Genomic DNA, 23,246 nt, shown 5'->3' with positions numbered 1-23,246 from the left:
CCTGCCCCGAGCCGCATCGTGCACGAATGCAGGAGACCCCCGCGTCGCGGGGCTCCCGCACGGCGCGTCGCGCGGTTCTTCCTGAGTTCGTGCACCGGACGAGGGCCGGAACGGACGCGGCGTCGAGGGCTGGGTAGCCTGGGGGAGTGACCGACGCCCCCGAAGCACCCCGCCGCTTCCGTGACCGGCCCGTGTCCTTCGTGCGCCGCAGCGGGCGCATGTCCGAGGCGCAGGAGCGCGCATGGAGCGAGCTGGCGCCGCGGTTCGTGATCGAGGTGGAGCGCGACGCCGCGTCCACCAGCATCCTGCCGGGGACGCAGATCGTCCCCGCCGAGGTCTGGGGGCGCGATGCGCCGCTCGTCGCGGAGATCGGCTCGGGGCAGGGGCACGCGATCGTCCACGCCGCCTCGACCGCTCCCGACACCGACTTCCTCGCGATCGAGGTGTTCCGCGCGGGACTGGCGCGCACGATGCTCGATGCCGACCGTGCCGGCGCGACGAACCTGCGCCTGGTCGAGGCCAACGCGCCCGAGGTGCTGCAGCACCTGCTGCCGCCGGCATCCCTCGCCGAGTTGTGGGTGTTCTTCCCCGATCCGTGGCACAAGAAGAAGCACACCAAGCGTCGGCTGGTCGCGCCGGAGTTCCCGCCGATCGCGGCCGCCGCGCTCCGCCCAGGCGGCGTGCTGCGCCTGGCGACGGACTGGGAGGACTACGCGCTGCAGATGCGGGAGGTCATGGACGCCGCGCCGGGCTTCGAGCGCGCGTTCTCCGGGGACTGGGCGCCGCGCTTCGACGGGCGCGTCCTGACCGCGTTCGAGCGCAAGGGCTCGCGGGCGGGGCGCGACATCCGCGATCTCACCTATCGGCGGACGGTCTGAGCCGCCGTGCCCGCGCATCCGGCCTCGGTCTCGGCGGCTCTCGAGCGTCCCGTGTGGACGTGGAGCCTCGTCCCGGCGCTCCTGGCGTGCTTGGCCGCGCCGGCGTTCTTCGTCCTGATGATCCCGTGGCTCGGATGGCTGCTGCTGGCGCTCGCGCTCGCCGGGGCATGGCTCGTCGAGCGTGTCCGCGGTCCCGTTCCCGCGGGCGACACCGCCGCCCGTGACGGCTCGGCGGGGCGTCCCGAGCGCGGGCCCTCGCTCGTGCGCGACCTGTCGCTCATCGCGGTCGGGATGCTGATCGTCAGCGCCATCCCGCTCAAGGCCGAGCTGGACGACCTCGCCATCCTGCGGTTCGCGCTCGCCCTCGGGGGTGCCGTCGTGGTGCCGTACGCGCTGTCGCGGTGGGTGTACCGCGATCGGGCCATCGGGTTCCCGTGGCGCGGAGGAGGGCGCTGGACGGCGTTCCAGTGGACATGGCTGGCGAGCGTGCTCGTCCTCGGGTGGCTGATCCTGCCGTTCTACTTCATCACGTCCGGCGTCTATGAGAACTGGCCGGTCGTGGACACCCCCGACCTCATCGCGCGGCTGTTCGTCGGCGTCGGCGCGGTCGGCATCTGGGACGAGCTGTTCTTCATCTGCACCGTCTTCGTGCTGCTGCGACGGCACTTCCGGATGTGGCAGGCGAACATCCTGCAGGCGATCGTCTTCGTCGCGTTCCTGTGGGAGCTCGGCTACCAGGCCTGGGGTCCGCTGCTGACGATCCCGTTCGCGCTGCTGCAGGGCTTCATCTTCGGGCGCACGCGGTCGCTGGCGTACGTCGTGACGGTGCACCTGCTCTTCGACGCCGTCGTCTTCCTCGTGCTCGTCCACGCCCACAATCCCGGTGCCCTCGACCGGGTGTTCCTGGTCTGACCCGGTCGGAGGCGGCCCCTGGCGACCCGCCGGGCGTCGTTCTACAGTGGCGGCAGAGCGAGGGAGCGGCATGGAGATCATCGACGAGGGCGACTTCGCGGGGGCGCCCGGCACCGAGGCGTGGCGCGTCCTCGACGGCATGGCCGCGGCGTACTTCGACTCGCGGGACTTCGCCGCCGGCGCCGCGCTCGTCGCGCGCATCGCCGAGCTCGCCGACGCGGCCGACCACCATCCCGACGTCGATCTGCGCTACCGGGGTGTGACGGTGCGGACGGTCACGCATTCCGCGGGGGGTCTCACCGCGCGCGACGCCGACCTCGCCCGGGCGATCTCGCAGGCGGCCGCCGAACTGGGCGTGGCCGCCGACCCGGACCGGCTGCGGCCGCGCGGCGAGGTCTGACACCGCGGTGGGGCGCGTCCGCTACGGCATGCTGCAGTCGCTCGACGGCTACGTCGCCGACGCCGACGGTGCGCTGGTGCTGCCGCCGCCCGGACCCGCCCTCCACCGGCACTTCAACGACGAGCTGCGCGAGACCTCGCTCCTGGTCTACGGACGGCGCATGTGGGAGGTCATGCGGTACTGGGCCGGCCTCGACGCCGATCGCGACGAGGCCGCCGCGGAGTTCGCCGCGCTGTGGCAGTCCGTCCCCAAGGTCGTGGTGTCGACGACGCTGGACGACGCCGGGGACGGTGTGCGGATCATCCGCGAGAACGTCGTCGAGGCGGTCGGCGACCTGCTCGCCGGCGTCCCGGGGGACGTCGAGGTCGCCGGTCCCACGCTCGCGGCCGCGCTCGGGGCCGCCGGCCTCATCGACGAATACCGGCTGTACCTGCAGCCGGTCGTCCTGGGCGGCGGGCTGCCGATGTTCGCCGACGGCTTCCGGCCGACGCTGGACTTCGCCGGCGCCGAGACGCTGCCGGACGGCGTGGTGATGCTGCGCTACGTCCGCTGAGGCGGGCTCAGCCGTCGCTCTCGGCGGAGGCCTCGTCCGCCGGTGCCGTGACCGGGATCACGATCGACGCGACGCCCCCATCGACGGCGGGCGGCAGGCCGAGGTCGACCGGCGGGGCGTCGTCGAGACGCTCGGCGGCGTTCTGGGGTCGGGCCGGCTCCGAGGGGAGACCGGCCCACTCGGTGGGCTCCTCCGGGCGCTGCATGAACATTCCCATGCACCCATTGTCACCCCGCGGGCTCGCGAGGATGCGCCGTCAGCCGGCGCAGCCCAGGCCTGCCTGCATGGACTGCATCGCGTCGATCTCGGCGGACTGCCCCGCGATCATGCTCTGGGCGACGACGATCACGCGGGGTTCGCTGCCGAGGTCGACGACGGCCTGCGCCATCGGGATCGCGCCCTCGTGGTGCCGGATCATCAGTTCGAGGAACAGGCAGTCGGCCGCGGTGCCCTCGGCCTCGCGCAGCGCGAGCAGCTCGGCACCCGTCGCCATGCCCATGGCGGCATTGGCCTCGTCGTTCGACATCGGCTCGTCGGGAACGCCATGGTCGTGCCCGGCGTCGCTCTCGGCCATCCACAGCATCATCGGACCGCCCGACTGCGGCAGGCCCCACTGCACGAGCCAGTCGTACATCTCGCCGCGCTGGCCGGCCTGCCCCGTCGCGATGTCGTAGGCGAGCGCCCGCAGCTCGTCGTCCTCGGTCTTGCGATGGATCTCCATCGCCATCTCGATCGCCTGCGCGTGATGGGCCTGCATGTCGCGCGAGAAGCCCGCCTCGGGAGACGTGTCGCTCGGCGGCAGCGCGTCGGCCGGTCCGAAGGTGGAGAACCGGCCGATCGCGAAGGCCAGCGCTGCGACGAGCAGCGCGGCCAGGGCGATGGCCCACCATCGCGGACCGGACCGGCCGCGCGTGACGGCGTCGTCGGTCACGGCCGGGTCACGAGACCTTGCCGGGCGCGTCGAACGCGCCGCTGCAGACCGCGTTCGGCTCGGGAGCGTTCTGGCTGCGCCAGAACTCCTCGAAGAACGCCGGGATGCGCTCGTCCTCGGCCGAGTCGAGCGTGAGCTGAGCGTCCCACGCGCTGAGGGTGATGGGGGACTCCAGGCCCTCGTACGGCGAGAGGATGACGTAGCTGGACGGCAGGTGGCTGCGCAGCGTGTCGAGCTCGTCACCGGTCACGGCGGCGGCGTCGTAGGTGACCCACACGGCGCCGTGCTCGAGCGAGTGCACGGCGTTCTCGTTCGGGACCGGCTGGCTGTACTCGCCGCAGTTGAGCCACATCGCGTTGTGCGGCCCTCCCGCCGGCGGCGACTGCGGATAGTCGACGACGCCCTCGACGTGGTCGGCGACGTTGTCGAACGTCTCGACTCCCGTGATCTCGGCGCCGGTGCTGTTGCCGGCGGTGTAGCTGGGGGCGGGCTCGGGCGCGAAGATGACGGATGCCGCCACGAGGGCGACCACGGCCACCGCGGCCGTCGCGCCCACCGTCCACCACACGATCTTGCTGCGGCGGCGCCGCGCCATCTGCCGGTGGTACTCGGCGAGCTTCTCCTGGCGCTTCTTCTCGCGCTGCTGCTTGACGGTCAGATTGATCTCGGCCTGCTTGGCGGGGTTTCCGCTCTGCCGCTTCTCGGTCGGGGTCACCCCTCGATTTTATGCGACTGAATGGGAGGCGGCTGAATGTGTGCCCGTGTTACCGCGGGTCGATCTCGGCCGGGCGATGCCCGTCGATCGTCCGGCTCTTCGCCTGATCCTTGAAATCGTTGGGGTACTGACGATATGATGTCCTCGCGCCGATGATGCGCGGATCGAGGGAGATCGGAATGCAGTTCTATCGAGACGGCTACCGTCCGGGCGACCCGGACGTCCGCCCGGCGTCGCCCGAGGCGCTCGCCCGCCCGGCGGGGGTCCCCGACGAGCTCGACGTCCTCATCGTCGGCACGGGACCGGCAGGAACCGTGCTCGCCGCCCAGTTGGCGGCGTTCCCCGGCATACGCACGGCCATCGTCGAGCGACGCGAGACGCCGCTCGAACTCGGCCATGCCGACGGCGTCGCGTGCCGCACCGTCGAGATGTTCCAGGCGTTCGGACTCGCCGACGCGCTGGTGCGCGAGGCGTACTGGGTGAACGAGGTGCGGTTCTGGGGCCCCTCCGAGCAGGACCGCTCGCAGATCGTGCGCACCGGGTGGGTGCAGGACACTCCCGACGGCCTGAGCGAGTTCCCCCACGTCATCGTCAACCAGGCCCGCATGCAGCAGTTCCTGCTCGACCACGCCGCCACCTCGGCGAGCCGGCTCACCGCCGACTACGGAATCGAGTTCGTCACGCTGACGGTGGGGGAAGGCGATCATCCCGTCGACGTGGTGCTGCGCCACGTCGCCGGCGATCGCGCGGGCGAGGAGTTCACGGTGCGCGCACGCTACGTCGTCGGGTGCGACGGCGCGCGCAGCGGGGTGCGGCGGGCCATCGGCCGCGAGCTGACCGGCGATGCGGCGAACCATGCGTGGGGCGTCATGGACGTGCTCGCCGTCACGGATTTCCCGGACTGGCGAACCAAGAACGTCGTCCAGTCGGCGGGCAAGGGGTCGCTGCTGATGATCCCGCGCGAGGGCGGATCGATGGTGCGGTGCTACGTCGACCTCGGCGAGGTGCTGGCCGGCGACACCTCGATCCGCGCGACGACGGCCGAGCAGCTCACGGAGGTCGCCAACCGGATCCTGCATCCGTACTCGATCGACGTGCGGTCGGTCGCGTGGTCGTCGGTGTACGAGGTCGGCCAGCGCGTCACCGACCGCTTCGACGACGTTCCGGACGACCTCGTGGGGATGCGGCATCCGCGGGTCTTCATCGCCGGCGACGCCTGCCACACCCACTCCGCGAAGGCGGGGCAGGGCATGAACGTGTCGATGCAGGACGCGTTCAACCTCGGATGGAAGCTGGCTGCCGTGCTCGAGGAGCGCTCGGAGGCCTCGCTGCTGGACACCTACTCGGTCGAACGGCAGTCGGTGGCGCAGGACCTCATCGACTTCGACCGCTTCTGGTCGGCGTTCATCGCGCAGCCCACGCTCGACCCAGACCACCCCGAGGCCGGGGGAGTGACCGCGGAGCAGATGCGGTCGGAGTTCGCACGCCAGGGCCGCTACACGGCGGGCCTGGCGACGCGGTATCGGCCGTCGGCTCTCACCGGCCCCGCCACGCACCAGGACCTCGCGAAGGGGTTCGAGATCGGCACCCGCTTCCACTCGGCGCCGGTCGTGCGGGTCGCCGATGCTCGCCGGATGCAGCTGGGTCACGCCCATGCGGCCGACGGGCGGTGGCGCGTCTACGGGTTCGGCGACCGCGACGGCAGGGCGCTGCGCGACCTCGCCGCGTGGCTGACCGATGCCCCGGAGTCGCCGGTGCAGCGCTCGCGCGCCGACGGCGAGGACATCGATGGCGTCATCGACGTGCACGCGGTGTTCCGCTCGGGGCACCACGACATCGACATCACGGGCCTTCCCGAGATCCTGCTGCCGCATTCGGGACCGCTCGGTCTCCAGGACTGGGAGAAGGTGTGGGCGGCCGATCCGGCGGACGACGTGTTCCTGGCGCGCGGCATCGGGGACGCCGGCGCGATCGTCGTCGTGCGTCCCGACCAGTACGTCGCCCACGTGCTGCCGCTGTCGGCGCGCGACGAGCTCGGCGACTTCTTCGCGGGGTTCCTGACCGAGCGCCGCGCCGCTGCTCTGCGATGATCGAGACGTGTCGGACCCCGAGCAGGAACCGCAGCGCCACACCGGCTACCTGATCCGGCGCGCGCAGCAGGCGCACGTCGCGACGTGGACGCGCATGGTGTCCACCGAGATCTCGAGCGTGCAGTACTCGATCCTCGTGGTGCTCGACCGCATGGGCGAGGCGAGCCAGCGGCAGCTGTGCGACGAGGTCGACCTCGACCGGTCGACGATCGCCGATCTCGTGCGGCGGATGGAGCGACGCGGCCTGGTCGCCCGCCGGCGCGACCCGCTCGATGCGCGCCGCAACACCGTCACGCTCACCGACGCCGGCCTCGCCGAGCGCCGCCGGCTGCGTCCGCTCGTCCACGCGGCCGACCGCGAGCTGACCGCCGCGCTGACGTCGGAGGAGCGGGATGCCGTGCGGGAGGGGCTGCGGACGCTTCTGGGCCGGGGGAACCCGAGCGGGAACGGGACCGTCTAGCGTCGCGGGCGCGACCGGGGCTGTTGCCGCCGCCTCGGGTCGCGGCGCGGTGAAACGCCCGGCGTCGTCTTCTGCGGGTACCTCGTCGCGATCCGTGCGTCAATCCCCTTGGCAGGGAGCCTGACGCGACCGAGGGTGAGTGCCTGAGCCCTTCCCTCGCACGCACCAGAGAGGAGTGGTCCATGCACGAGACCGCCCACACGCCTGCCGGCCTCGGATCGGGCGGGAGCGTCAGCGCGCCCCCGATCCGCCGGGGATGGATGCGGCTGTCCGCAGCCGCGCGCGAGATCCTGTCGACCCACCCCCACGCGCTCCTGGACGACGGCGTCCTGCGCCGAGAGCTCGCATGGATCGCGGATGCGGAGATACCGCGTGATGCGCGCCTGTGCGCCGAGGACATCGCGTTCATCGAGGCGATCGACCTCGCGGGAGGGCCCCACCGGGACGCGTATGCCGACGTCGCGCTCGAGCCGCTCGGGCCCTCGGCGTGGCGGGCATGCGACCGGCGTGTTGCGCGCGACGACGCAGCGTCGCTCCTCGGATACGTGGAGTACGCGGGACGGCGCTACCAGGTGATGTGGGTGAGGGGCAGGGTGCGCGCCGCCCGCTACGACTGTCTCGACGATGTCCTCTCCGACGCCGCGATCGTCCGGCTCGCCGGCGGCACGCGCGGCTCCCAGCGCCCGCATCGGATTCCCTCGCGACCGCCCCGCTCGACGCCCCGAGACATGTGAGCCCGGACCGCCTGCGCCCTCGCAGGGCGCACCGGCCGGGCGTCCCGGATGCCGTCAGCGGTCGCGGATCATGGCGATGAGCTCGGCCTTGCGGGCGTGCGAGTATCCGGAGAGATCGAGTTCTCTGGCGCGGTCGCGCAGCTCCTCGACGGTCCACTCCTCGTACGGCGCGGACCGGCCGCCTCGCCGGCCGACCGACGAGCGGCCCTCGCGTGCCGCGGCGTTCGCGATGCGCGCCGCCTTCTCCTTCGACGCGCCTTCGTCCCGGAGCGTCTCGTAGAGCTCGGGATCCTTCACCGAGGGTGCGGTGGTCCGGTTCGGCATGAGAGTCCTCCTTCGTCGTTCCGTCTCACCGGGTGGTGTCTCCGGCGGTGACGATAGACGGATGCGCAGTGCCTGTCGACGGGATTGACATCCGGCGAATCCGTGATCCGCCGGGGCCGCACCGTCGGCTCAGCCGCCCTTCGAGGCCCGCTGGTGCCGGACGGCCGCCCACTGGGCGACGAAGATGGTCGCGGCGATGGCAGCCGCGACGGCGACGGTGAGCAGGTCGGTCCGGACCTTGCTGATCGTGAAGGCGGCGAGGATGACGGCGTCGAGGAGGATCGTCGCGATCGGCAGCCAGCGGCGTGCGTCGATCTTGTCGCGGAGTCGGCGGAGCACGCCCCATTGCACGGCGATGTCCATGGTGAGGTTGAGGAAGACACCGAGCGCCGCGATGCGGCTGAGGTCGAAAAGTGCGGTCAGGACGATCGCGGCCGCCGCGGTGATCAGCAGGGGCTGGTGCGGAACTCGCGCGGGGAGCGACGGCGCCTGGCGCATGTCCTGCAGCATCGCGTACAGGCGCGAGACCGAGAACAGGCTCGCGAGCAGACCCGACAGCGTCGCGATCACCGCCACGGCCACCGTGATGCGGACGCCCCACGCGCCGAACAGCGGATCCGCGGCTTCGGCGAGGGCGTAGTCGCGGGCGTCGACGGCGCCGGACGCGCCGATGCTCGCGCCCACCGACAGGGTGATCAGCAGATACAGCACGGCGCAGATCACGATCGAGATCACGATCGATCGCGCGATGTTCCGCTCGGCGTCCTTGAGGTCCTCGCCCTGGTTGGTGATCGTCGTGAAGCCCTTGTACGCCAGGACGCACAGCGCGACCGCCGCGACGGCACCGAGCGTGTCGGTCCCGCCGTCCGAGGCGCGCGAGAAGAACCCGGCTCCGCTCGCCGCCGCGCCGATGAGGCCGGCGGCGGCGAGCACAGCGATGCCGACGATCTTCAGGACGGCGGTGACGAGGGCGGAGCGCTCGACCAGACGGTTCCCGACGAGGTTCACGACGGCTGCCGCCGCGATCGCCACGATGCCGAGCAGCGGCACCAGGACGAGCGAGTCCTGGAGCCCGAAAGGGCGAAGCAGGTAGGTGCCGAACGTGCGCGCGAGCAGACTCTCGGCCACGACCATCGACACGTACATGAAGAGCGAGAACGATCCTGCGACCAATCCCGGACCGTACGCGTCCTTGAGCAGCATCGCGATGCCGCCCGCCGAAGGGTTCACGCTCGAATAGCGGGCGTACCCGTACGAGCTGACGCCGGCGACCAGGGCTCCGGCGAGGAACGCCAGCGGGAACCAGTCGCCGGCGAGCCCCGCGACCTGACCGACGAGCGCGAAGATGCCCGCGCCGATCATGACGCCCGTGCCCAGGGCGACGGACCCCGCCAGGGTGATCTTCGTCTGCGTCACGCTCGGCCTCCCGCGTCGTGTTCGGGCCAACGGGGCGTGCGCGGGGCGCGGCAGGCTGCGGGATGAGGCGCACTCTGGTGAACCCGGGATTCTCGGTGCCCCCGACAGTAGCCCAACGAGCAGCCTGATCCTCGGCGGCATTCGGCCCCCAGCGTGAGGTCTGAGCGATCACGGCGACGGTCGCTGCGCCTGCGCAACGTCAGGCGGGCGAACGTCTCGCCGCTCGGCCCCCGCGCACGCGGCCCTCGATCGCGGCGGCGGCGGCGAGGGCGGCGAAGACGACCACCAGGATCCACGTGTGGGCGATGGCGGCGTCCTCGAGCCCGGCGAGCGGGTTGGCGAGGACCCCGGTGCGGTCGAGGATCCACAGCACGGCCGCGGTGAACGCCAGTGCGGAGATCCCGACGCGCACGGGTGTGTACCAGCGGGTGCGAGACAGCACGAACAGCGCAGGGAAGACGAGGGCGACGGCGGCGAGTTGGGCGAGCTCGACGCCGAGGTTGAACGCGAGCAGGGTGAGGACCGAGAGCGAGCCGTCGAGCCCGAGCGTGCCGAGGATCCCGGCGAAGGCCAGCCCGTGCACGAGGCCGAAGCCGCCGGCGATCACGAGCTCGCCGCGCGGGACGAGGGGGCGGACGGCGTGGACGGCCGCGACGGCCACGGAGGCGGCGACGAGCGTCTCGATCAGGGCGGTCGGCAGCGATATCCATCCGAGCGCCGATGCGATGAGGGTCAGCGAGTGCCCGACGGTGAACGCGGTGACGACCCCGATGACTCCGCGCACGGAGCGTCGGAGGTCCTCGCGCGGTCGCCATCGGCGGGCGGCCGCCGTGAGGGGCGCGACCAGCAGCAGACTGAGCAGGAACAGCAGGTGGTCGGCTCCGGCGAGCACGTGCTCGAAGCCGTATCCGATCATGTCCCACAGTCCCGTCTGCAGGGTGTCGCCGATCTGCAGCGTCGGGTTGGACGCGTCGATCACGCCCGCGGTGGAGATCTGGCCGTCGAGGTCCTTCAGCACGACCACCGCCTCGTGGCCGGCATCGGCCTCGATGATCGCGTCGTACTCGATCGTGAACGCGGTGGTGTCGGCCCCGTCGGCGTCGAGGGCGACGTCGACGGTGAACGAGGTGATGCCATCGACGACCTCGACGTCCGCGCCGGAGTAGGTTTCCGCCCATTCCTGCCCGTCGGCGCCGAGCACCGCGAAGTGGTCGGCGATGTACGCCGTGAGCGCAGCCGTATCCGCGTCGGAGAGTGTCACCGCGGTGGCGTAGTCCGTGCCGAGGGTGTCGTCCAGGGTCTCGAGCGCGATCGAGATCGTCGCGTCGAGTCCGTCCTCCTGTTCGACGACGTACACGGTGCTGCTTTCGAGGCTGTGCGCGGAGGCGGCCGGCGCCGCAAGCACCGTGAGGATCGCGCCGGTGACGGCGACGGATGCGGCCAGGCTGAGGCGTCGGAGTCTTCCCATGGCCAAGACGGTGGTGGCCGTGACTATGCGCCGGCTATGTGCGCGCTATGAAACCCGCGGATCCCCGCGCATCTCCAGCCACCCTTGGATTGCGGCATAGCAGACGCATAGGAATCATCCGAAGCATGAGGGACATCAACGCTGGACGGCTCGCTCCGGCCCCCACAGACAAGGGAACGAACCATGAAGAAGCGCTACACCCTCACCGCCCTCGCCATCGCCGCGGGACTCACCCTGACCGGCTGCGCGGCCGCGGCCACCACTGCTGCCGAAGACACAAGCAGCGGTACCACGACGTCGCAGACCGACACGTCGACGACCGACGGCACGACGGACGAGACGACCGAGACCACCGCCGACACGATGCCCGGGAACGGCGCAGGCCCCGGGATGAACGTGTCGGTCGCGGACGTGTCGACCGTGGCCGACCTCGAGGCGCTGATCGAGGAGGCCTACGGCGACGGCAGCCTGGGCCTGCACCGCGGGCATCAGCCCATCGAGGACATCCTCGACGAGGTCCTCGGCATCAGCCACGACGAGCTCCACGTCCGCATGGAGCAGGAGGGCCAGAACCTCGCCGCCGTCGCCGACGACCTCGGCGTCGGCTCCGAGACGCTCCTCCAGGCGCTCGTCGACGCCTGGAGCCCCGCCATCGACAACCTCGTGGAGTCGGGCGTGATCACCCAGGACGAGGCCGACGACTACGACGACCAGCTGGTCCAGGCGTTCACGTACCGCGTGTACTGGGACGGCACCGAGTAACCCTCGCCGAGGCCTCGCAGACGAACGGCCCCCGAGGACATCCGTCCTCGGGGGCCGTCGGTGCGCCGGAGCAGGGTGCGCTCACCGCGCGGACTGAGCCTTCCAGAACGAGATCGCGCGCTCGACCCAGCCGTCGGCTTCAAGACCGTTCGCCACACCGTAGCCGTGCCCGCCGGTCGCGACGCGGTCGTACTCGACCGGGACCCCCGCGCTGTCGACATCGGCGACGAGCTGGTCCGTCGTCGAGATCGCGAGGAGCTCGTCGTCCTCGGCCGCGGTGACGAACAGCGGCGGGTAGGACTCGGACGCGCCGGGCCAGCCCAGGACGGCGGGGTACGCCGTCACGATCGCTGACGGCTGCGGGAAGCCGTTGGCCGATGCGCCCAGCTCCGAGTCGGTGCCCCACAGCAGGGCGAGGGTCCCGCCCGCAGAGCTTCCCCACACCGAGTGGTCCTCCGGCGACAGACCCCATTCCGGGTTCTCCGCGATCGCGGTCATCGCCGCGAGCAGGTCTTCCTGGGCGCGTTCGGCGCGCACCGCCACATCGCCCTCGGCGTCGCCGTCCTGGACGCCGACACGGTAGTGCAGGACGACGACGTTGTAGCCCTGTTCGTGAAGCTTCTCGGCGTAGGGGAAGCCCTCGACGGTGGTCGCGAGGCTGAGGAAGGCGCCGCCGGGCATCACCACGGCGACAGGCGCCCCCGGGTCCCCGGGGAAGAAGAAGAGGCCGGCGGCGGCCTTCGACGGATCGGCGTCGATGGCCGCCTCGCCGTAGAGCGGCCGATAGACCTCGATGCCGGCGTTGACCTCGTCGATGACGAAGTTCGCCCCGTCCGCGTACGCCTGCGCATCGGAGCGGATGCTGTCGATCGCCATGGGGGCGGTGATCGTCCCCAGGAACGATGATGAGAACAGCCTCATGGTGTCGGTGAAGCCGTCGAACGCGGGATGCCCCACGACATGGCTGATCGACGACTCCGCCGTCACGTGCGTGAAATCGCCGTCGCCGTCGACGTAGTCCCCGCCGGTGCCGAGCTGTGCGGCGTAGTACACACCACCCGCCAGAACCGGGGTCAGCACGATCGCGCCGACGATGTACGGCCACCGTCTGCGACGCTTGCGGGGTGTCTCGGAGGTGACCTCGAGGGCGGGCTGCGGAGCGTGCGCGGTGGGGGAGGGGCTCATGGTTTCCTTTCGGAGCGGCGGCGGTCCTTGCAGGGGAGAGAGAAGGGGTGGTCGGCCGTCGCGACGGCCGACCACCCCTTCACATTGCGGGTCAGGAGATGTCGTGCGGGGGCGATGCCTGCTCCCCCGGAATCGCCGCCGTCGCCGTCAGCGGCACGGACGCGTCCTCCTCCTCGCGGGTGAGTGCGTCTGCGTCGGCCTGGGCCCGGCGTGCGTCGAGGTCGGCGTTCACCTGCGGCAGGATCTTCAGGTCGAAGTGCAGGTAGAAGAACATCAGGATGATGATGCCGAGGAACACGAAGGCCGGGACGCCTGCGAAGAGGCCGACGATGGCGCTGTTGGCGGTGTCGGTCTGCACGTCGACGGTGCCGTCGTAGCCCGAGGCGGTGAGGATCAGGCCGACGACCAGGCCGGCGACACCGATTCCGATGCGGCCGATGACACCGGTGACAGCGCCCATCGTGCTCTCGAGGCGACGCTTGCCCTTCCACTCGTTGAACGCGCAGACGTCCAGGATCATGACGCCGCCGAGGTAGGAGAGGGGGAGTGAGGCGAGTCCGCCGAGGATGCCGCCGACCATGAGCAGCGGGATGCTGCCATTGGCGAAGTAGTAGAAGCCGGTTCCGACGAGGCCGAGTGAGCAGCCCACGATGATGATCTGCGAGATGCCGAAGCGCTTCATCAGCTTCGGGAAGAACAGGATCAGCGGGAGGATCAGAACACCGGCGCCCGCGACGACTCCCTGGAGGGCGAGGTCGCCGACGACGTAGCGGAAGTAGTACGAGATCATGTTCGCGCCGTTGATCGCGCTGTTGAGGAAGAACAGGCCGGCGATGAGCCAGATCCACTTGCCGGCGGCGAGCGTCGCGAACAGGTCGCGCACCTTCACCGGCGGCGCGCCGGTGTCGGCCGTCTGGAACTCCTCCTTGACGAAGAGGAATCGGGTCATGCCGAGGATGGCGAGGGGGATCGAGACGGCGCCCATCACGATCGACCACTGCCCCGGGTCCTTGCCGGCCCAGGAGATGGCCACCGGCAGTCCGACGGTCATGATGATGCCCATGATCGTGGTGAAGATGCCTGCGCGGGTGTAGACCTTGGCGTACACGCGGCGGTTGCGGAATGCGCGCGCCATGTAGAGGGTGTCGTTCGAGCGGAGCAGCGGGTCGAACAGGACGTTGATCGCGAGGAACATCGCGAACACCCAGACCACGCGACCGACATCGCCGAGCCCTGCGGGCGTCGAGAACAGCATCCACGTGGCCAGCCACACGCCGATGACGGCGAATTCATACGGGCGGGCCTTGCCCCACTTGGTCTCGGGGCTGCGGTCCACGATCCACGAGGCGACCAGGCCGCCGACGACACTGGCGATGCTGCCGACCAGGATCATGACGCCGACCATCGCGGCGCTGATGCCGAGGGTGTCGGTCGCGTAGATCGAGAGGTAGCCGAGCACGATGAAGTTGGCGGCCGCGGACATCCCCGCACCCGCCCAGGCCAGCAGCTTCCCGGCTGGCAGCCGATCGGGATCCGTGCTCTTGGCGGCTCGGGTCTTCGCCATCATCCAACTCCTTCGTCAGTACGACATGCAAGCGGTCGTGCGTGCTGTCCTCGTTCGCGCAATCGGTGCGCAGAACCAGTAAACCTCGCGCGAGTGAAATTTGCAAGCGATTGCCAAATTCACTCGAACCACGTGGCTCGCGAACAGTGCAACCGATTGCGAGATCGCTATCGTGCCGGAGGAGATCGCCGCTACGGCACCAGCAGGAGCTTCCCGCTGGTGCGCCGCGCCTCGAGATCGGCGTGCGCGCGTGCGGCGTCCGCCAGGTCGTAGCGGCCGCCGATCCGGACCGTCAGCGACCCGTTCGCCGCCGACGCGAGCACCTCGGATCCGCGCTCGACGAGCTCCTGCCGTGTGCCGGCGTAGTGCGCCAGGGTCGGGCGGGTGATGAAGGCGGATGTCGCGGCCAGTCGCTGGAGGTCGAACGGAGGCACCGGACCGCTCGACGTGCCGAACAGCACCAGCGTTCCGCGTGGGGCGAGGCTCGCCAGACTCTGGTCGAAGGTGACACGCCCGACGCTGTCGTACACGACGTCCGCGCCGCGGTCGCGTGTCTCGCGGCGGACCACCGAGGAGAAGTCGTCGTATCCCGCGGTCGCGACGGCCCCCGCGGCGCGGGCGAGGTCGGACTTCTCCGGTGCCGACGTTGTGGCGATCACGACGCCGCCGCGGTTCGTGATCATCTGCGTGAGCAGCAGCCCGACGCCTCCTGCGGCGGCGTGGACGACGGCGACGTCGCCCGGCTTCACCGCATAGGCGCTCGCCGAGAGATACTGCGCCGTCGTGCCCTGCAGCAGGACCGCGGCCGCGGTCTCCAGCTCGAGGTCGGCGGGCACCGGCAGCGCTCGCGCCGCCGGAACGACGGCGGTCGTGGCGTAGCCGCCCAGGGCGCCCGTCCACGCCACGCGTTCGCCGGGGAGGAAGCCGGCGACGTCGGCGCTCACCTCCCGCACGATGCCCGCGCCCTCGTTGCCGGCGATGAACGGAAGCGGCGGCCGGAAGGGGCTCAGTCCCTGACGCTGGTACACGTCCATGTAGTTGACGCCGGCTGCGACGACGTCGACGGTGATCTCGCCCGGTCCGGGCGAGGGATCGGGGCGCTCGACGGCCGTCAGGACCTCGGTTCCGCCGTATCCGTGGACTTCGATCGCGTGCATGTGTCCTCCTCGGGTGCGGCTCGGTGGGGCGGCGGAGATCCGCCGCCCCACCGAGCGGGTATGGGTGCTGGAGCCTCGTCAGCGCACGCCGCGCACGCGCATCACGACGAATCCGCCGGCTACCACGATCACCGCGGCCACCGGGAAGAGCGGCGCGAACGAGCCGGTGATGATGACGATCACGCCCGCCATGGCGGGTGCCAGGATCTGGGGCGCGATGGCCGCGACGTTCGTCACGCCGAGGTCCTGTGCGAAAGACGTGGACCGCGGCAGGACCTGGGTCACCAGTGCCGTGTCCACCGCTTCGAACGTGCCGAAGGCGAGGGCGACGACGACCATCATCGTGAGATATCCGGTGATCGTGGGGACGGCGAGGGGGATGAGCAGTCCTGCCGCCATCACGAGGCTCGCGATGGTGACGAAGCTCTTCCGTCGACCGAGCCGATCGGAGAGCAGTCCGGCCGGCACGGCCGTGAGGCTGATGCACACGGCGGCGATCGCCGCCGCGATGCCGACGTAGTCGACGGCTTCGTCTCCGGCGCCGATGTAGTCGCTCAGGATGTAGAGCCCGTAGCCCTGGATGATGAAGAACCCGGTGTAGACGAGCGTGCGGCTGCCCACCGCCCACCAGAAGTCGGGGTGGACCTTCGGGTTGACGAAGAACGTGCGCCACCACCGCGCGGCCTCGGAGCGCGGCATCCGCTCGACCTCGCGGTTGTCGGCGTCTCTGGCCAGATACAGACGCGTCGCGGTGAACGCGAGCGGGAGCACACTGAGGACGAGATAGGCGATCATCAGGTCGTCGGCCAGCACGGAGCCGAGGATCGTCCCGCCGACGGAGCCGAGCATGATCCCGAGCCCCAGGCCGGCGCTGAACCGGCCGCGCCGGTTCTCGGGGACGCGATCGGGCAGGATGGCCGACAGGGGTCCCTGCGAGGCGCTGAGCACGAACTCGGAGGTGACGTAGAGGATCCCGAGGATGACGAGGGACTCGATGAAGCCCATCGCCGCCAGCACCGGCGCGACGAGGATCGTCCCGCCGAGCACATAGGGCGTGCGGCTGCCCCAGCGCGTCCGCGTGCGGTCGGAGAGCATGCCGGCCAGCGGCTGTGCGAGCAGCGCGGCGATGGCGCCGAGGAACGTGAAGATGCTGAGGACCGCGACCTTGTCGTCGCCGGCGAGATCCTCGATCTGCAGAGCCAGCAGGACACCGGGAACCGCGCCGTAGACCAGGGAGATGCCGAACTGCGCACTCCAGATCGAGACGAGCAGGGAGCCCGGGGCCGTGGTTTCCGAGGTCTCGGGTGATGTCTGCGGAGCGGACATGCTCATACCTCCTCCCGGGTCTCGGTGGTGGCTGTCGTCGTGGGACCGGTCCGCGGGGCATGGGATGGCATCGCAACTCCTTCGTCGCTGGAATTTCGGTTATTCCGTAGCCACTTCTACCATGAATATGGCTACAGTGTCTCTATAACGTTCGTCGCGATGAAGCGACCGGACGACACGGAATCCCGAGGTGGTCGATGATGACAAGCGATGAGGTCGACGTTCTGATCGTCGGCGCCGGCGCGACGGGGCTGACCCTCGCGTGCGATCTGCAGCGGCGAGGGGTGGCCTTCCGCTTGATCGACGCTGCGGCACACGGATTCGAGGGCTCGCGGGCGAAAGGCGTGCAGCCCCGGTCGGCCGAGGTGTTCGACGACCTGGGTGTGCTCGAGCGGCTCGAGTCGAGATCGTCGCTGTATCCCCCGCTGGGCATCCACCTCGGCCCGATCACCCTCAAGCGCACGATGATCGCGCTGCACGAGGCGACGCCGGACGTGCCGCACGCGAACACGCTGCTGGCGCCCCAGTACGCCACCGACACCAGCCTGCGGGAGCGGCTCGAGGAGCTGGGCGGCAGGGTCGAGTACTCGACGTCGCTGACCGGGGTCGAGCAGGACGATTCCGGTGTCTCCGCCACGATCGCCTCTCCCGCAGGCCCCGAGACGGTCCGTGCGCGATACCTGGTCGGCGCGGACGGCGGCGGCAGCGCGGTGCGACGCTCGCTCGGCATCGCGTTCCAGGGGACGACCGACGAGAGCGATCGCATGATCGTGGCCGACGTGTCCGTGTCGGGACTCACGCGCGACCGCTGGCACATCTGGCCGCGCGCCAAGGGTCGCTTCGTCGCGCTGTGCCCGCTGCCCGGCGACACGTTCCAGCTGATGCTGAAGCTCCGCCCCAAGGACCCCGCCGACCTGGACACCGCCGCCGTCGACAGCCTGGTGCGCGAGGTGGTCGGCTCGAAGGTGCGCGTCCACGACATCCATTGGTCGTCGGTGTGGCGGCCGAACATCCGGCTGGCCGAGCACTACCGCGCGGGTCGCGTCTTCCTCGCCGGCGATGCCGCGCACGTGCACCCGCCCACCGGTGCCCAAGGCCTGAACACCGGCGTCCAGGACGCCTACAACCTGGGATGGAAGCTGGGGCAGGTCCTCGCCGGAGCCCCCGATGCGCTGCTGGACACCTATGAGGCCGAACGTCAGCCGGTTGCGGCGCGCGTCCTCGGCCTGGCGAGCGGTCTGTACGCGCACCTGGCCGACCGCCCCCTCGCCGCGACCAGGCGCGGTGACGAGGAGCGCCAGCTGTCCCTGTCGTATCGCGAGGGTCCCCTCGCCGCAGCTCCGGCTTCCTCCGCGTCGGTCGAAGCGGGCGACCGGGCCCCGGATGCGCCGATCACCGTCTCCTCGGGCGAGCGGTCGACGCTCTTCGATCAGTTCCGCGGGCCCTGGTTCGGGCTGGTGGCGATCGGATCCCGCGCGGTCGAGGCGAGCGCGGCCATCGCGTGGCCCTCCGCCGGAGCCGGGGTGGCGGCGATCAACCTGGATGAGGCGGCCAACGCCGAGTTCCGGCGCATCTACGGCATCGACGGCGACGCCCTCGTCCTCGTCCGTCCCGACGGGTACATCGCCGCGATCGCGACGGACGCGTTCGGGGGCGTCGGAGCGTGGCCGCAACTGCCCGTCTTCCCGTCCGCCTGACTCCGAATCCACGATCGCGAACCGTCGAACACGAAGGTGTGAACTCCATGGTCTCTCCTGCATCCGCCCCGCCCGCGTCAGCCGACATCCGGGTGATCTCGTTCCAGGAGCGCGTGCCCGTCCCCGACCCGCGCGCCGACAGCATCGCGCCGGAGGCGCAGGCCGCCCTGCGCCAGTTCTCGGAGGACCGCCTCATCGGCTACGGAGTGGATCGCAGCGACGCGATCCAGCTCCATCAGCGCGTGCTCGGCGGGCAGCCCTGGCTCGACGCGGCGACCCAGCTCGCCGAGGGATGCCTCCAGGCGCTGGACGCGCAGCCGGATCGCGCGAGCGCGCTGACGAGGGTCTCGTACCTGCGGCGCGCGTCGGCGCTTCTGCGCATGAGTCAGGTCATGATGCTGACCGACACTACCGAGCGCAGCGCCATCTACGGGCGCGCGGCGCTGCTGTACCGCGAGGCGGCCGATGTCGCCGGCGACCGCTCGCGCGTCGCGCTCGAGACCCCCGACGGCACGGTGATCGGCTGGCACGTGCGAGCGACGGCGCCCGTGGTGGGGGCCGCGATCGTGATCGGCGGCATCGAGGGCTATGCGATGGACTTCGACTGCGTCGGCGAGGCTCTCGCCCAGCGCGGCGTCGAGACGCTGCTGCTCGACGCGCCCGGCCAGGGCGAGACCCGGTTCACGCACGGGAACTACCTCACCGCCACCTGGCGACAGGCCTTCGATGCGGCCATCGACCATCTCGAGACCGCCGCGCCGGGGCAGCCGATCGCGCTGATCGGCAACAGCATGGGAGGGAGCGTGGCCATGGCGGTCGCTGCCTCCGACAGCCGGGTGCGGGCGTGCGTCGACAACGGCGGCATCCCCGCCCCGTGGATGGTCCCGCCGAGCATCGGGACGTTCTTCACGAAGATGGTGGCGTACTGCGGCGTCGAGGACCCCGACGATGCGATCGACGTCTGGACCACGGTGACACCGCTCGTGCCCGGAGCGAACGCGGACTACGACCTGCTGGTGATCCACGGCGGCGCCGACCCGATGGTCTCCGAGGACATGGCCAAGACGGTCTTCGCGAAGGCCCCGGCGGGGGAGAGGGAGATGGTCGTCTTCTCGGACGGCGTGCACTGCATCTACAACCACAAGACGGACCGCGATGCGCTCATCGCGGACTGGGTGCGAGACCGTCTCGGCGCCGAGGCCGCAGGACGCTGAGAGAGGACGCGACATGCAGATCACCGACGCGCAGATCCACCTGTGGACCGTCCCCGCCGCACCGCCCCACCACCACCGGACTCCGTACCCGATCGAGCGCGCCCTCGCCGAGATGGACGAGGCCGGCGTCGACCGGGCGGTGAACTGCCCGGCGCTGTGGGATCCGGGCGCGAACGAGTACGGCGCACGGGCGGCCGCCGCCCACCCCGACCGCTTCGCGACGATGGTGTGGTTCCCCGTGGACGGCACCGTCGCGCCGGCGGCGATCGACGAGATGCTCGCCAGACCCGGTGTGCGCGGGCTGCGACTTGTCCTCTACGCGCCGCAGGCCGGGGGGCTCCTGGCGTCGGGCTCGCTGGACTGGCTGTGGAGGCGCGCCCAGAGGCGCGACACCCCCGTCGCGCTCATGGTCATGCCCGATCACCTCCCGCTGGTCGGCGGCATCGCCCAGAGGTTCCCGGGCCTGCGTCTGGCGCTGGACCACCTGGCGATCGGCCCGTTCGAGAAGCTGCCGGAGGCGGCCGCCCACCTCGATGCGCTCCTCTCGCTGTCTGCGCACCCCAACATCTCCGTCAAGGCGACGGGCATCGTGGGCGCCGCCGTCGACGAGTATCCCTTCCCGAGCACGCATGAGATCCTGCGCCGCACCTTCGATGCCTACGGACCCGCTCGGACGTTCTGGGGCACAGACATCACGCGGCAGTCGGCTTCGTGGAGCGAGCTCGTGACGATGTTCATCGACCATCTGCCGTGGCTGCGCGGCCAGGATCTCGAACTCGTGATGGGCCGGGGGATCTCGGACTGGATCGGGTGGGAGTAGACGTGTGCGCGCCGGGGTCGAAGGGCTGAGCCGGTACCGTGGGTGGGACCATGACCACTCCCTCGCCCGCCGATCCCCCGAGCGCCACGGCGAAGCGCGGACCCGGTCGCCCGCGGATCCCGCGAGAGCGGATCGTCGACACCGCGCTGCAGATCGTCGACGAGGAGGGCGCGGATGCGCTGAGCCTGCGCGCACTCGCGGAGAGGCTCTCGTCGGGCACGGCGACCCTCTACCGGCACGTGAGCGGCCGGGCCGAGCTGATCGGCCTGGTCATCGACCGGATGCTCGCCGACGTCGAGCTGCCGCCCGTCGAACAGGATGACGAAGAGCCCTGGGACGTCGTCTGCCATCGAACGGCCACCGCGATCTTCGAGACCATCGCACAGCACCGGAGCGTCGCGATCCTCCTCATCGAGCGGATCCCGACAGGCCCGCACGCGCTCGCCCTCCGCGAACGGATCACGCGGGCTCTGCTGCGCACGGGCATGCCGCCCGAGAAGGCCGCCACCGCGGTCGCGACGCTGGCGCGTTACACCCTCGGCTTCGCGATGCAGTCGGCCGGGCGGGACGATCCACCGCCGCCGTCGTACCCCATCGAGCCCGGCGTGTACCCTCACCTGACCCGGATCGCGCCGTACCTGCCCCGGCCGCTCGCCGAGGAGTTCGATTTCGGTCTGAGCCATCTGCTGCGCGGCATGAGGGCGGACCTGGGGGTCGCGGAAGAGGCGCCGGTCAGCCGTGCGCCAGCACCTGGATCCCGATGACGGCCGCGGCGACAGCCGCCAAGCCGACGGCCAGCACGGCACGACGGAGAGTCGTCGCCGTGATCCCGCGGACCGCCAGCCAGCCGACGGAACACAGCCCCACGGCCACGCTCAGGATCGCCAGGGTCAGCGCCGTCTGCTCCGACCAGACGCCGGCTTCGCTGATCAGCAGGACCGCGACGGGAACGACGATCAGCACAAGCGGTCCGAAGGAGGCGCGCGCGGCGTGGCGCCACTCCGCAGACGTCATGGCTCTGTCGTGCGCGACGATGTGCGATACGGCGTCGGCAGCGAACATCGTCACGGCAAGCGCGCCGCCGGTCAGGGCGAGCGTCCCCGCGACGGCGGCGGGATGCTCGGCGCCGTGCGACAGGTTCACCACAAGCACCGCCAGGAGCGTGAATGCGACGTAGATCGCTTCGCGGATCGAGTCGGCTCGCTCACCCGCCGACGCGCGGCCCGAGAACCGGGAGACGCGCCCTCGCCGACTGCGGCCGCTCATGCCGGCACCGGCACTGTCGTGTCACGGCTGGCGATCACGTCGCGGAACCAGCACGCGCTGTCCTTCGCCACCCGGCGCAGCGACTGCGGCTCGACACGGTACAGCCCGAAGCGCTTCGCGAAGCCGAGACTCCACTCGAAGTTGTCGATGAGCGTCCAGACGAGGAACGCGCGCACGTCCACTCCGGCTTCGATCGCCGTCACCGTCGCTTCGAGGTGACTGCGCAGATAGCCGATGCGGTCCGCGTCTCGAACCCGACCGTTCCCATCCACCGAGTCAGGGAACGCCGCTCCGTTCTCGGTGATCATCAGAGGCAGGCCCGGGGCCCGCTTGTGCAGCGACAGCAGGAGCTCCGTGAGCCCCGCGGGGTCGATGTTCCAGCCCATCTCGGTGAGCGGCGGAGCCTTCGAGAGGATCTCGATGCCTTCGGCACCGGGCCACTGGGCGCCCGGTGACACGGCCGCGCCGTCGGGACGCATCCGCACGGAGTTCGTGTAGTAGTAGTTGATCCCGAGCGCGTCCATCGGGGTGCTGATCACGCTCAGGTCCTCGTCCCGGACGAAGCCCCAGTCGGTGATGCGCTGCGTCAGTCCGACGAGGCGCTCGCTCAGCCGTCCGTCGAGAAGCGGCGCGAGGAATGCCTCGTTCGCGATCGCATCCAGCCGTCCCTGTGCCTCTTCGCCGGTCGGTCCCGACGGCCGGAAGGTGTGCAGGTTGAGGGTGGTGGAGAGGACGGCGTCAGGAGATACGACGTCGCGAAGCGCCTGAAGGCCGAGGCCGTGCGCGAGGTTGAGGTGGTGGACGGCGCGGAACGCTGCTGCGGCGTCTTCTCGGCCCGGCGCATGCGCACCCGAGGCGTAGCCCAGGTACGCCGATCCCCATGGCTCGTTGAACGTGGTCCACGTATCGACGCGATCCCCCAGGGCCGCGCCGACCACGCCCGCGTACTCGGCGAACGCGTCGGCCGTGGCGCGCTCGGGCCATCCGCCGCGGTCTTCCAAGGTCTGCGGGAGGTCCCAGTGGTACAGCGTCGCCATGGGGCGTATGCCGCGCGCGAGGAGACCGTCGACCAAGCGGGCGTAGAAGTCGATTCCGGCCGGGTTCACCGTCCCCGTGCCAGCGGGGATGATGCGGGGCCACGCGATGGAGAACCGGTAGGCCTCGAGGCCGAGGCCGGCGATGAGATCAAGGTCGTCCTCGAGTCGGTGGTAGTGATCGAGCGCGACATCTGCGTTCGTGGCGTCCTTGATGCGCCCGGGTGTGTGCGCATATGTGTCCCAGATGGACCTGCCGCGGCCATCCGCGTCGACGGCGCCCTCGATCTGGTAGGCGGCGGTGGCTGCACCCAGGATGAGGCGGTTGGGGAGGTGCATG

24 protein-coding genes are annotated in these 23,246 nt (G+C 70.7%); 12 read left to right on the top strand and 12 right to left on the bottom strand.

The features are described from left to right. The first annotated feature begins 146 nt into the window (after positions 1–146). From trmB to P0L94_08500, 4 genes are all read left to right on the top strand, one after another. Entirely contained in the window at positions 147–878 is a 732-nt protein-coding gene (trmB, locus tag P0L94_08515) for a tRNA (guanosine(46)-N7)-methyltransferase TrmB (GenBank protein ID WES66106.1), read from the top strand. 6 nt (positions 879–884) lie between these two features. Next, positions 885–1,790 (top strand): CPBP family intramembrane metalloprotease, encoded by a 906-nt coding sequence (locus tag P0L94_08510; GenBank protein WES66105.1) that lies wholly within the window; start codon positions 885–887, stop codon positions 1,788–1,790. Between the two features lie 70 nt (positions 1,791–1,860). After that, positions 1,861–2,190 (top strand): 4a-hydroxytetrahydrobiopterin dehydratase, encoded by a 330-nt coding sequence (locus tag P0L94_08505; GenBank protein ID WES66104.1) that lies wholly within the window; start codon positions 1,861–1,863, stop codon positions 2,188–2,190. A 28-nt stretch (positions 2,191–2,218) separates the two neighbouring features. Then, positions 2,219–2,743 carry a dihydrofolate reductase family protein gene (locus tag P0L94_08500; GenBank protein WES66103.1) on the top strand — a complete coding sequence of 175 codons (525 nt, stop codon included), beginning with the start codon at positions 2,219–2,221 and terminating at the stop codon, positions 2,741–2,743. Positions 2,744–2,750: 7 nt separating this feature from the next. Here P0L94_08500 and P0L94_08495 read toward each other — a convergent pair whose 3' ends face one another. Genes P0L94_08495 through P0L94_08485 form a run of 3 tightly spaced genes read right to left on the bottom strand, consistent with a single transcriptional unit; the run spans position 2,751 to position 4,389 of the window. After that, complete coding sequence (locus tag P0L94_08495; GenBank protein WES66102.1) at positions 2,751–2,960, bottom strand: hypothetical protein; 210 nt, start codon at positions 2,958–2,960, stop codon at positions 2,751–2,753. A gap of 39 nt (positions 2,961–2,999) precedes the next feature. Then, positions 3,000–3,674, bottom strand: coding sequence for a DUF305 domain-containing protein (locus tag P0L94_08490; protein ID WES66101.1), 675 nt, complete (start codon positions 3,672–3,674; stop codon positions 3,000–3,002). A gap of 7 nt (positions 3,675–3,681) precedes the next feature. Then, on the bottom strand, positions 3,682–4,389 hold the full coding sequence (locus P0L94_08485; protein WES66100.1) for a DUF3105 domain-containing protein: 708 nt from the start codon (positions 4,387–4,389) through the stop codon (positions 3,682–3,684). 179 nt (positions 4,390–4,568) lie between these two features. Between P0L94_08485 and P0L94_08480 the strand changes: the two genes are divergently transcribed. The 3 genes from P0L94_08480 to P0L94_08470 all read left to right on the top strand — a co-directional run bounded on the left by P0L94_08480 (position 4,569) and on the right by P0L94_08470 (position 7,673). Next, positions 4,569–6,479 carry an FAD-dependent monooxygenase gene (locus tag P0L94_08480; GenBank protein WES66099.1) on the top strand — a complete coding sequence of 637 codons (1,911 nt, stop codon included), beginning with the start codon at positions 4,569–4,571 and terminating at the stop codon, positions 6,477–6,479. 7 nt (positions 6,480–6,486) lie between these two features. Beyond that, a complete protein-coding gene (locus tag P0L94_08475) occupies positions 6,487–6,939 on the top strand; it encodes a MarR family winged helix-turn-helix transcriptional regulator (GenBank protein ID WES66098.1) in 453 nt (150 codons plus the stop codon). A gap of 182 nt (positions 6,940–7,121) precedes the next feature. Further along, positions 7,122–7,673, top strand: coding sequence for a hypothetical protein (locus P0L94_08470; protein WES66097.1), 552 nt, complete (start codon positions 7,122–7,124; stop codon positions 7,671–7,673). A gap of 54 nt (positions 7,674–7,727) precedes the next feature. Here the strand turns inward: P0L94_08470 and P0L94_08465 are convergent, their stop codons facing one another. From P0L94_08465 to P0L94_08455, 3 genes are all read right to left on the bottom strand, one after another. Next, positions 7,728–7,997, bottom strand: a complete 270-nt coding sequence (locus P0L94_08465; protein ID WES66096.1) for a Rho termination factor N-terminal domain-containing protein — start codon at positions 7,995–7,997, stop codon at positions 7,728–7,730. Positions 7,998–8,126: 129 nt separating this feature from the next. Then, the gene (locus tag P0L94_08460; GenBank protein ID WES66095.1) at positions 8,127–9,413 is read right to left on the bottom strand and encodes an APC family permease; all 1,287 of its coding nucleotides are present in this window, start codon (positions 9,411–9,413) and stop codon (positions 8,127–8,129) included. A 199-nt stretch (positions 9,414–9,612) separates the two neighbouring features. Further along, positions 9,613–10,881 (bottom strand): HupE/UreJ family protein, encoded by a 1,269-nt coding sequence (locus P0L94_08455; protein WES66094.1) that lies wholly within the window; start codon positions 10,879–10,881, stop codon positions 9,613–9,615. Between the two features lie 183 nt (positions 10,882–11,064). Here P0L94_08455 and P0L94_08450 point away from each other — a divergent pair, with 183 nt between their 5' ends. Then, entirely contained in the window at positions 11,065–11,643 is a 579-nt protein-coding gene (locus P0L94_08450) for a hypothetical protein (GenBank protein ID WES66093.1), read from the top strand. 81 nt (positions 11,644–11,724) lie between these two features. Here P0L94_08450 and P0L94_08445 read toward each other — a convergent pair whose 3' ends face one another. The 4 genes from P0L94_08445 to P0L94_08430 form a co-directional block, all read right to left on the bottom strand. Beyond that, the gene (locus P0L94_08445; protein WES66092.1) at positions 11,725–12,828 is read right to left on the bottom strand and encodes an alpha/beta hydrolase; all 1,104 of its coding nucleotides are present in this window, start codon (positions 12,826–12,828) and stop codon (positions 11,725–11,727) included. Positions 12,829–12,919: 91 nt separating this feature from the next. Then, positions 12,920–14,392 (bottom strand): MFS transporter, encoded by a 1,473-nt coding sequence (locus tag P0L94_08440; protein WES66091.1) that lies wholly within the window; start codon positions 14,390–14,392, stop codon positions 12,920–12,922. A 191-nt stretch (positions 14,393–14,583) separates the two neighbouring features. Continuing rightward, positions 14,584–15,549, bottom strand: a complete 966-nt coding sequence (locus P0L94_08435) for a quinone oxidoreductase (GenBank protein ID WES66090.1) — start codon at positions 15,547–15,549, stop codon at positions 14,584–14,586. A 78-nt stretch (positions 15,550–15,627) separates the two neighbouring features. Further along, positions 15,628–16,875 carry an MFS transporter gene (locus tag P0L94_08430; GenBank protein ID WES66089.1) on the bottom strand — a complete coding sequence of 416 codons (1,248 nt, stop codon included), beginning with the start codon at positions 16,873–16,875 and terminating at the stop codon, positions 15,628–15,630. A gap of 197 nt (positions 16,876–17,072) precedes the next feature. On the opposite strand from P0L94_08430, the gene P0L94_08425 reads away from it, so the two are divergent. From P0L94_08425 to P0L94_08410, 4 genes are read left to right on the top strand one after another with little or no spacing between them, the layout of a single operon-like run. Beyond that, positions 17,073–18,572, top strand: coding sequence for an FAD-dependent monooxygenase (locus P0L94_08425; GenBank protein WES66088.1), 1,500 nt, complete (start codon positions 17,073–17,075; stop codon positions 18,570–18,572). 47 nt (positions 18,573–18,619) lie between these two features. After that, the gene (locus P0L94_08420) at positions 18,620–19,786 is read left to right on the top strand and encodes an alpha/beta fold hydrolase (protein ID WES66087.1); all 1,167 of its coding nucleotides are present in this window, start codon (positions 18,620–18,622) and stop codon (positions 19,784–19,786) included. Between the two features lie 13 nt (positions 19,787–19,799). After that, entirely contained in the window at positions 19,800–20,606 is an 807-nt protein-coding gene (locus P0L94_08415) for an amidohydrolase family protein (protein WES66086.1), read from the top strand. A gap of 50 nt (positions 20,607–20,656) precedes the next feature. Beyond that, positions 20,657–21,370 (top strand): TetR/AcrR family transcriptional regulator C-terminal domain-containing protein, encoded by a 714-nt coding sequence (locus P0L94_08410; protein ID WES66085.1) that lies wholly within the window; start codon positions 20,657–20,659, stop codon positions 21,368–21,370. Here P0L94_08410 and P0L94_08405 read toward each other — a convergent pair. Beyond that, positions 21,339–21,872: a hypothetical protein gene (locus tag P0L94_08405; protein WES66084.1), complete on the bottom strand. Its 534-nt coding sequence runs from the start codon at positions 21,870–21,872 to the stop codon at positions 21,339–21,341. The two genes, P0L94_08410 and P0L94_08405, sit on opposite strands and share 32 nt — an antisense overlap. Further along, positions 21,869–23,245, bottom strand: a complete 1,377-nt coding sequence (locus P0L94_08400) for a GH1 family beta-glucosidase (GenBank protein WES66083.1) — start codon at positions 23,243–23,245, stop codon at positions 21,869–21,871. Before P0L94_08400 ends, P0L94_08405 begins: the two co-directional genes overlap by 4 nt. Position 23,246 lies beyond the last annotated feature (1 nt).

Origin of the sequence: Microbacter sp. GSS18 (assembly GCA_029319145.1) — a bacterium.
Taxonomy (GTDB): domain Bacteria; phylum Actinomycetota; class Actinomycetes; order Actinomycetales; family Microbacteriaceae; genus Microbacterium.
The sequence above is the reverse complement of the archived record's forward strand: the minus strand, read 5'-3'. Positions and strand labels throughout refer to the sequence as shown.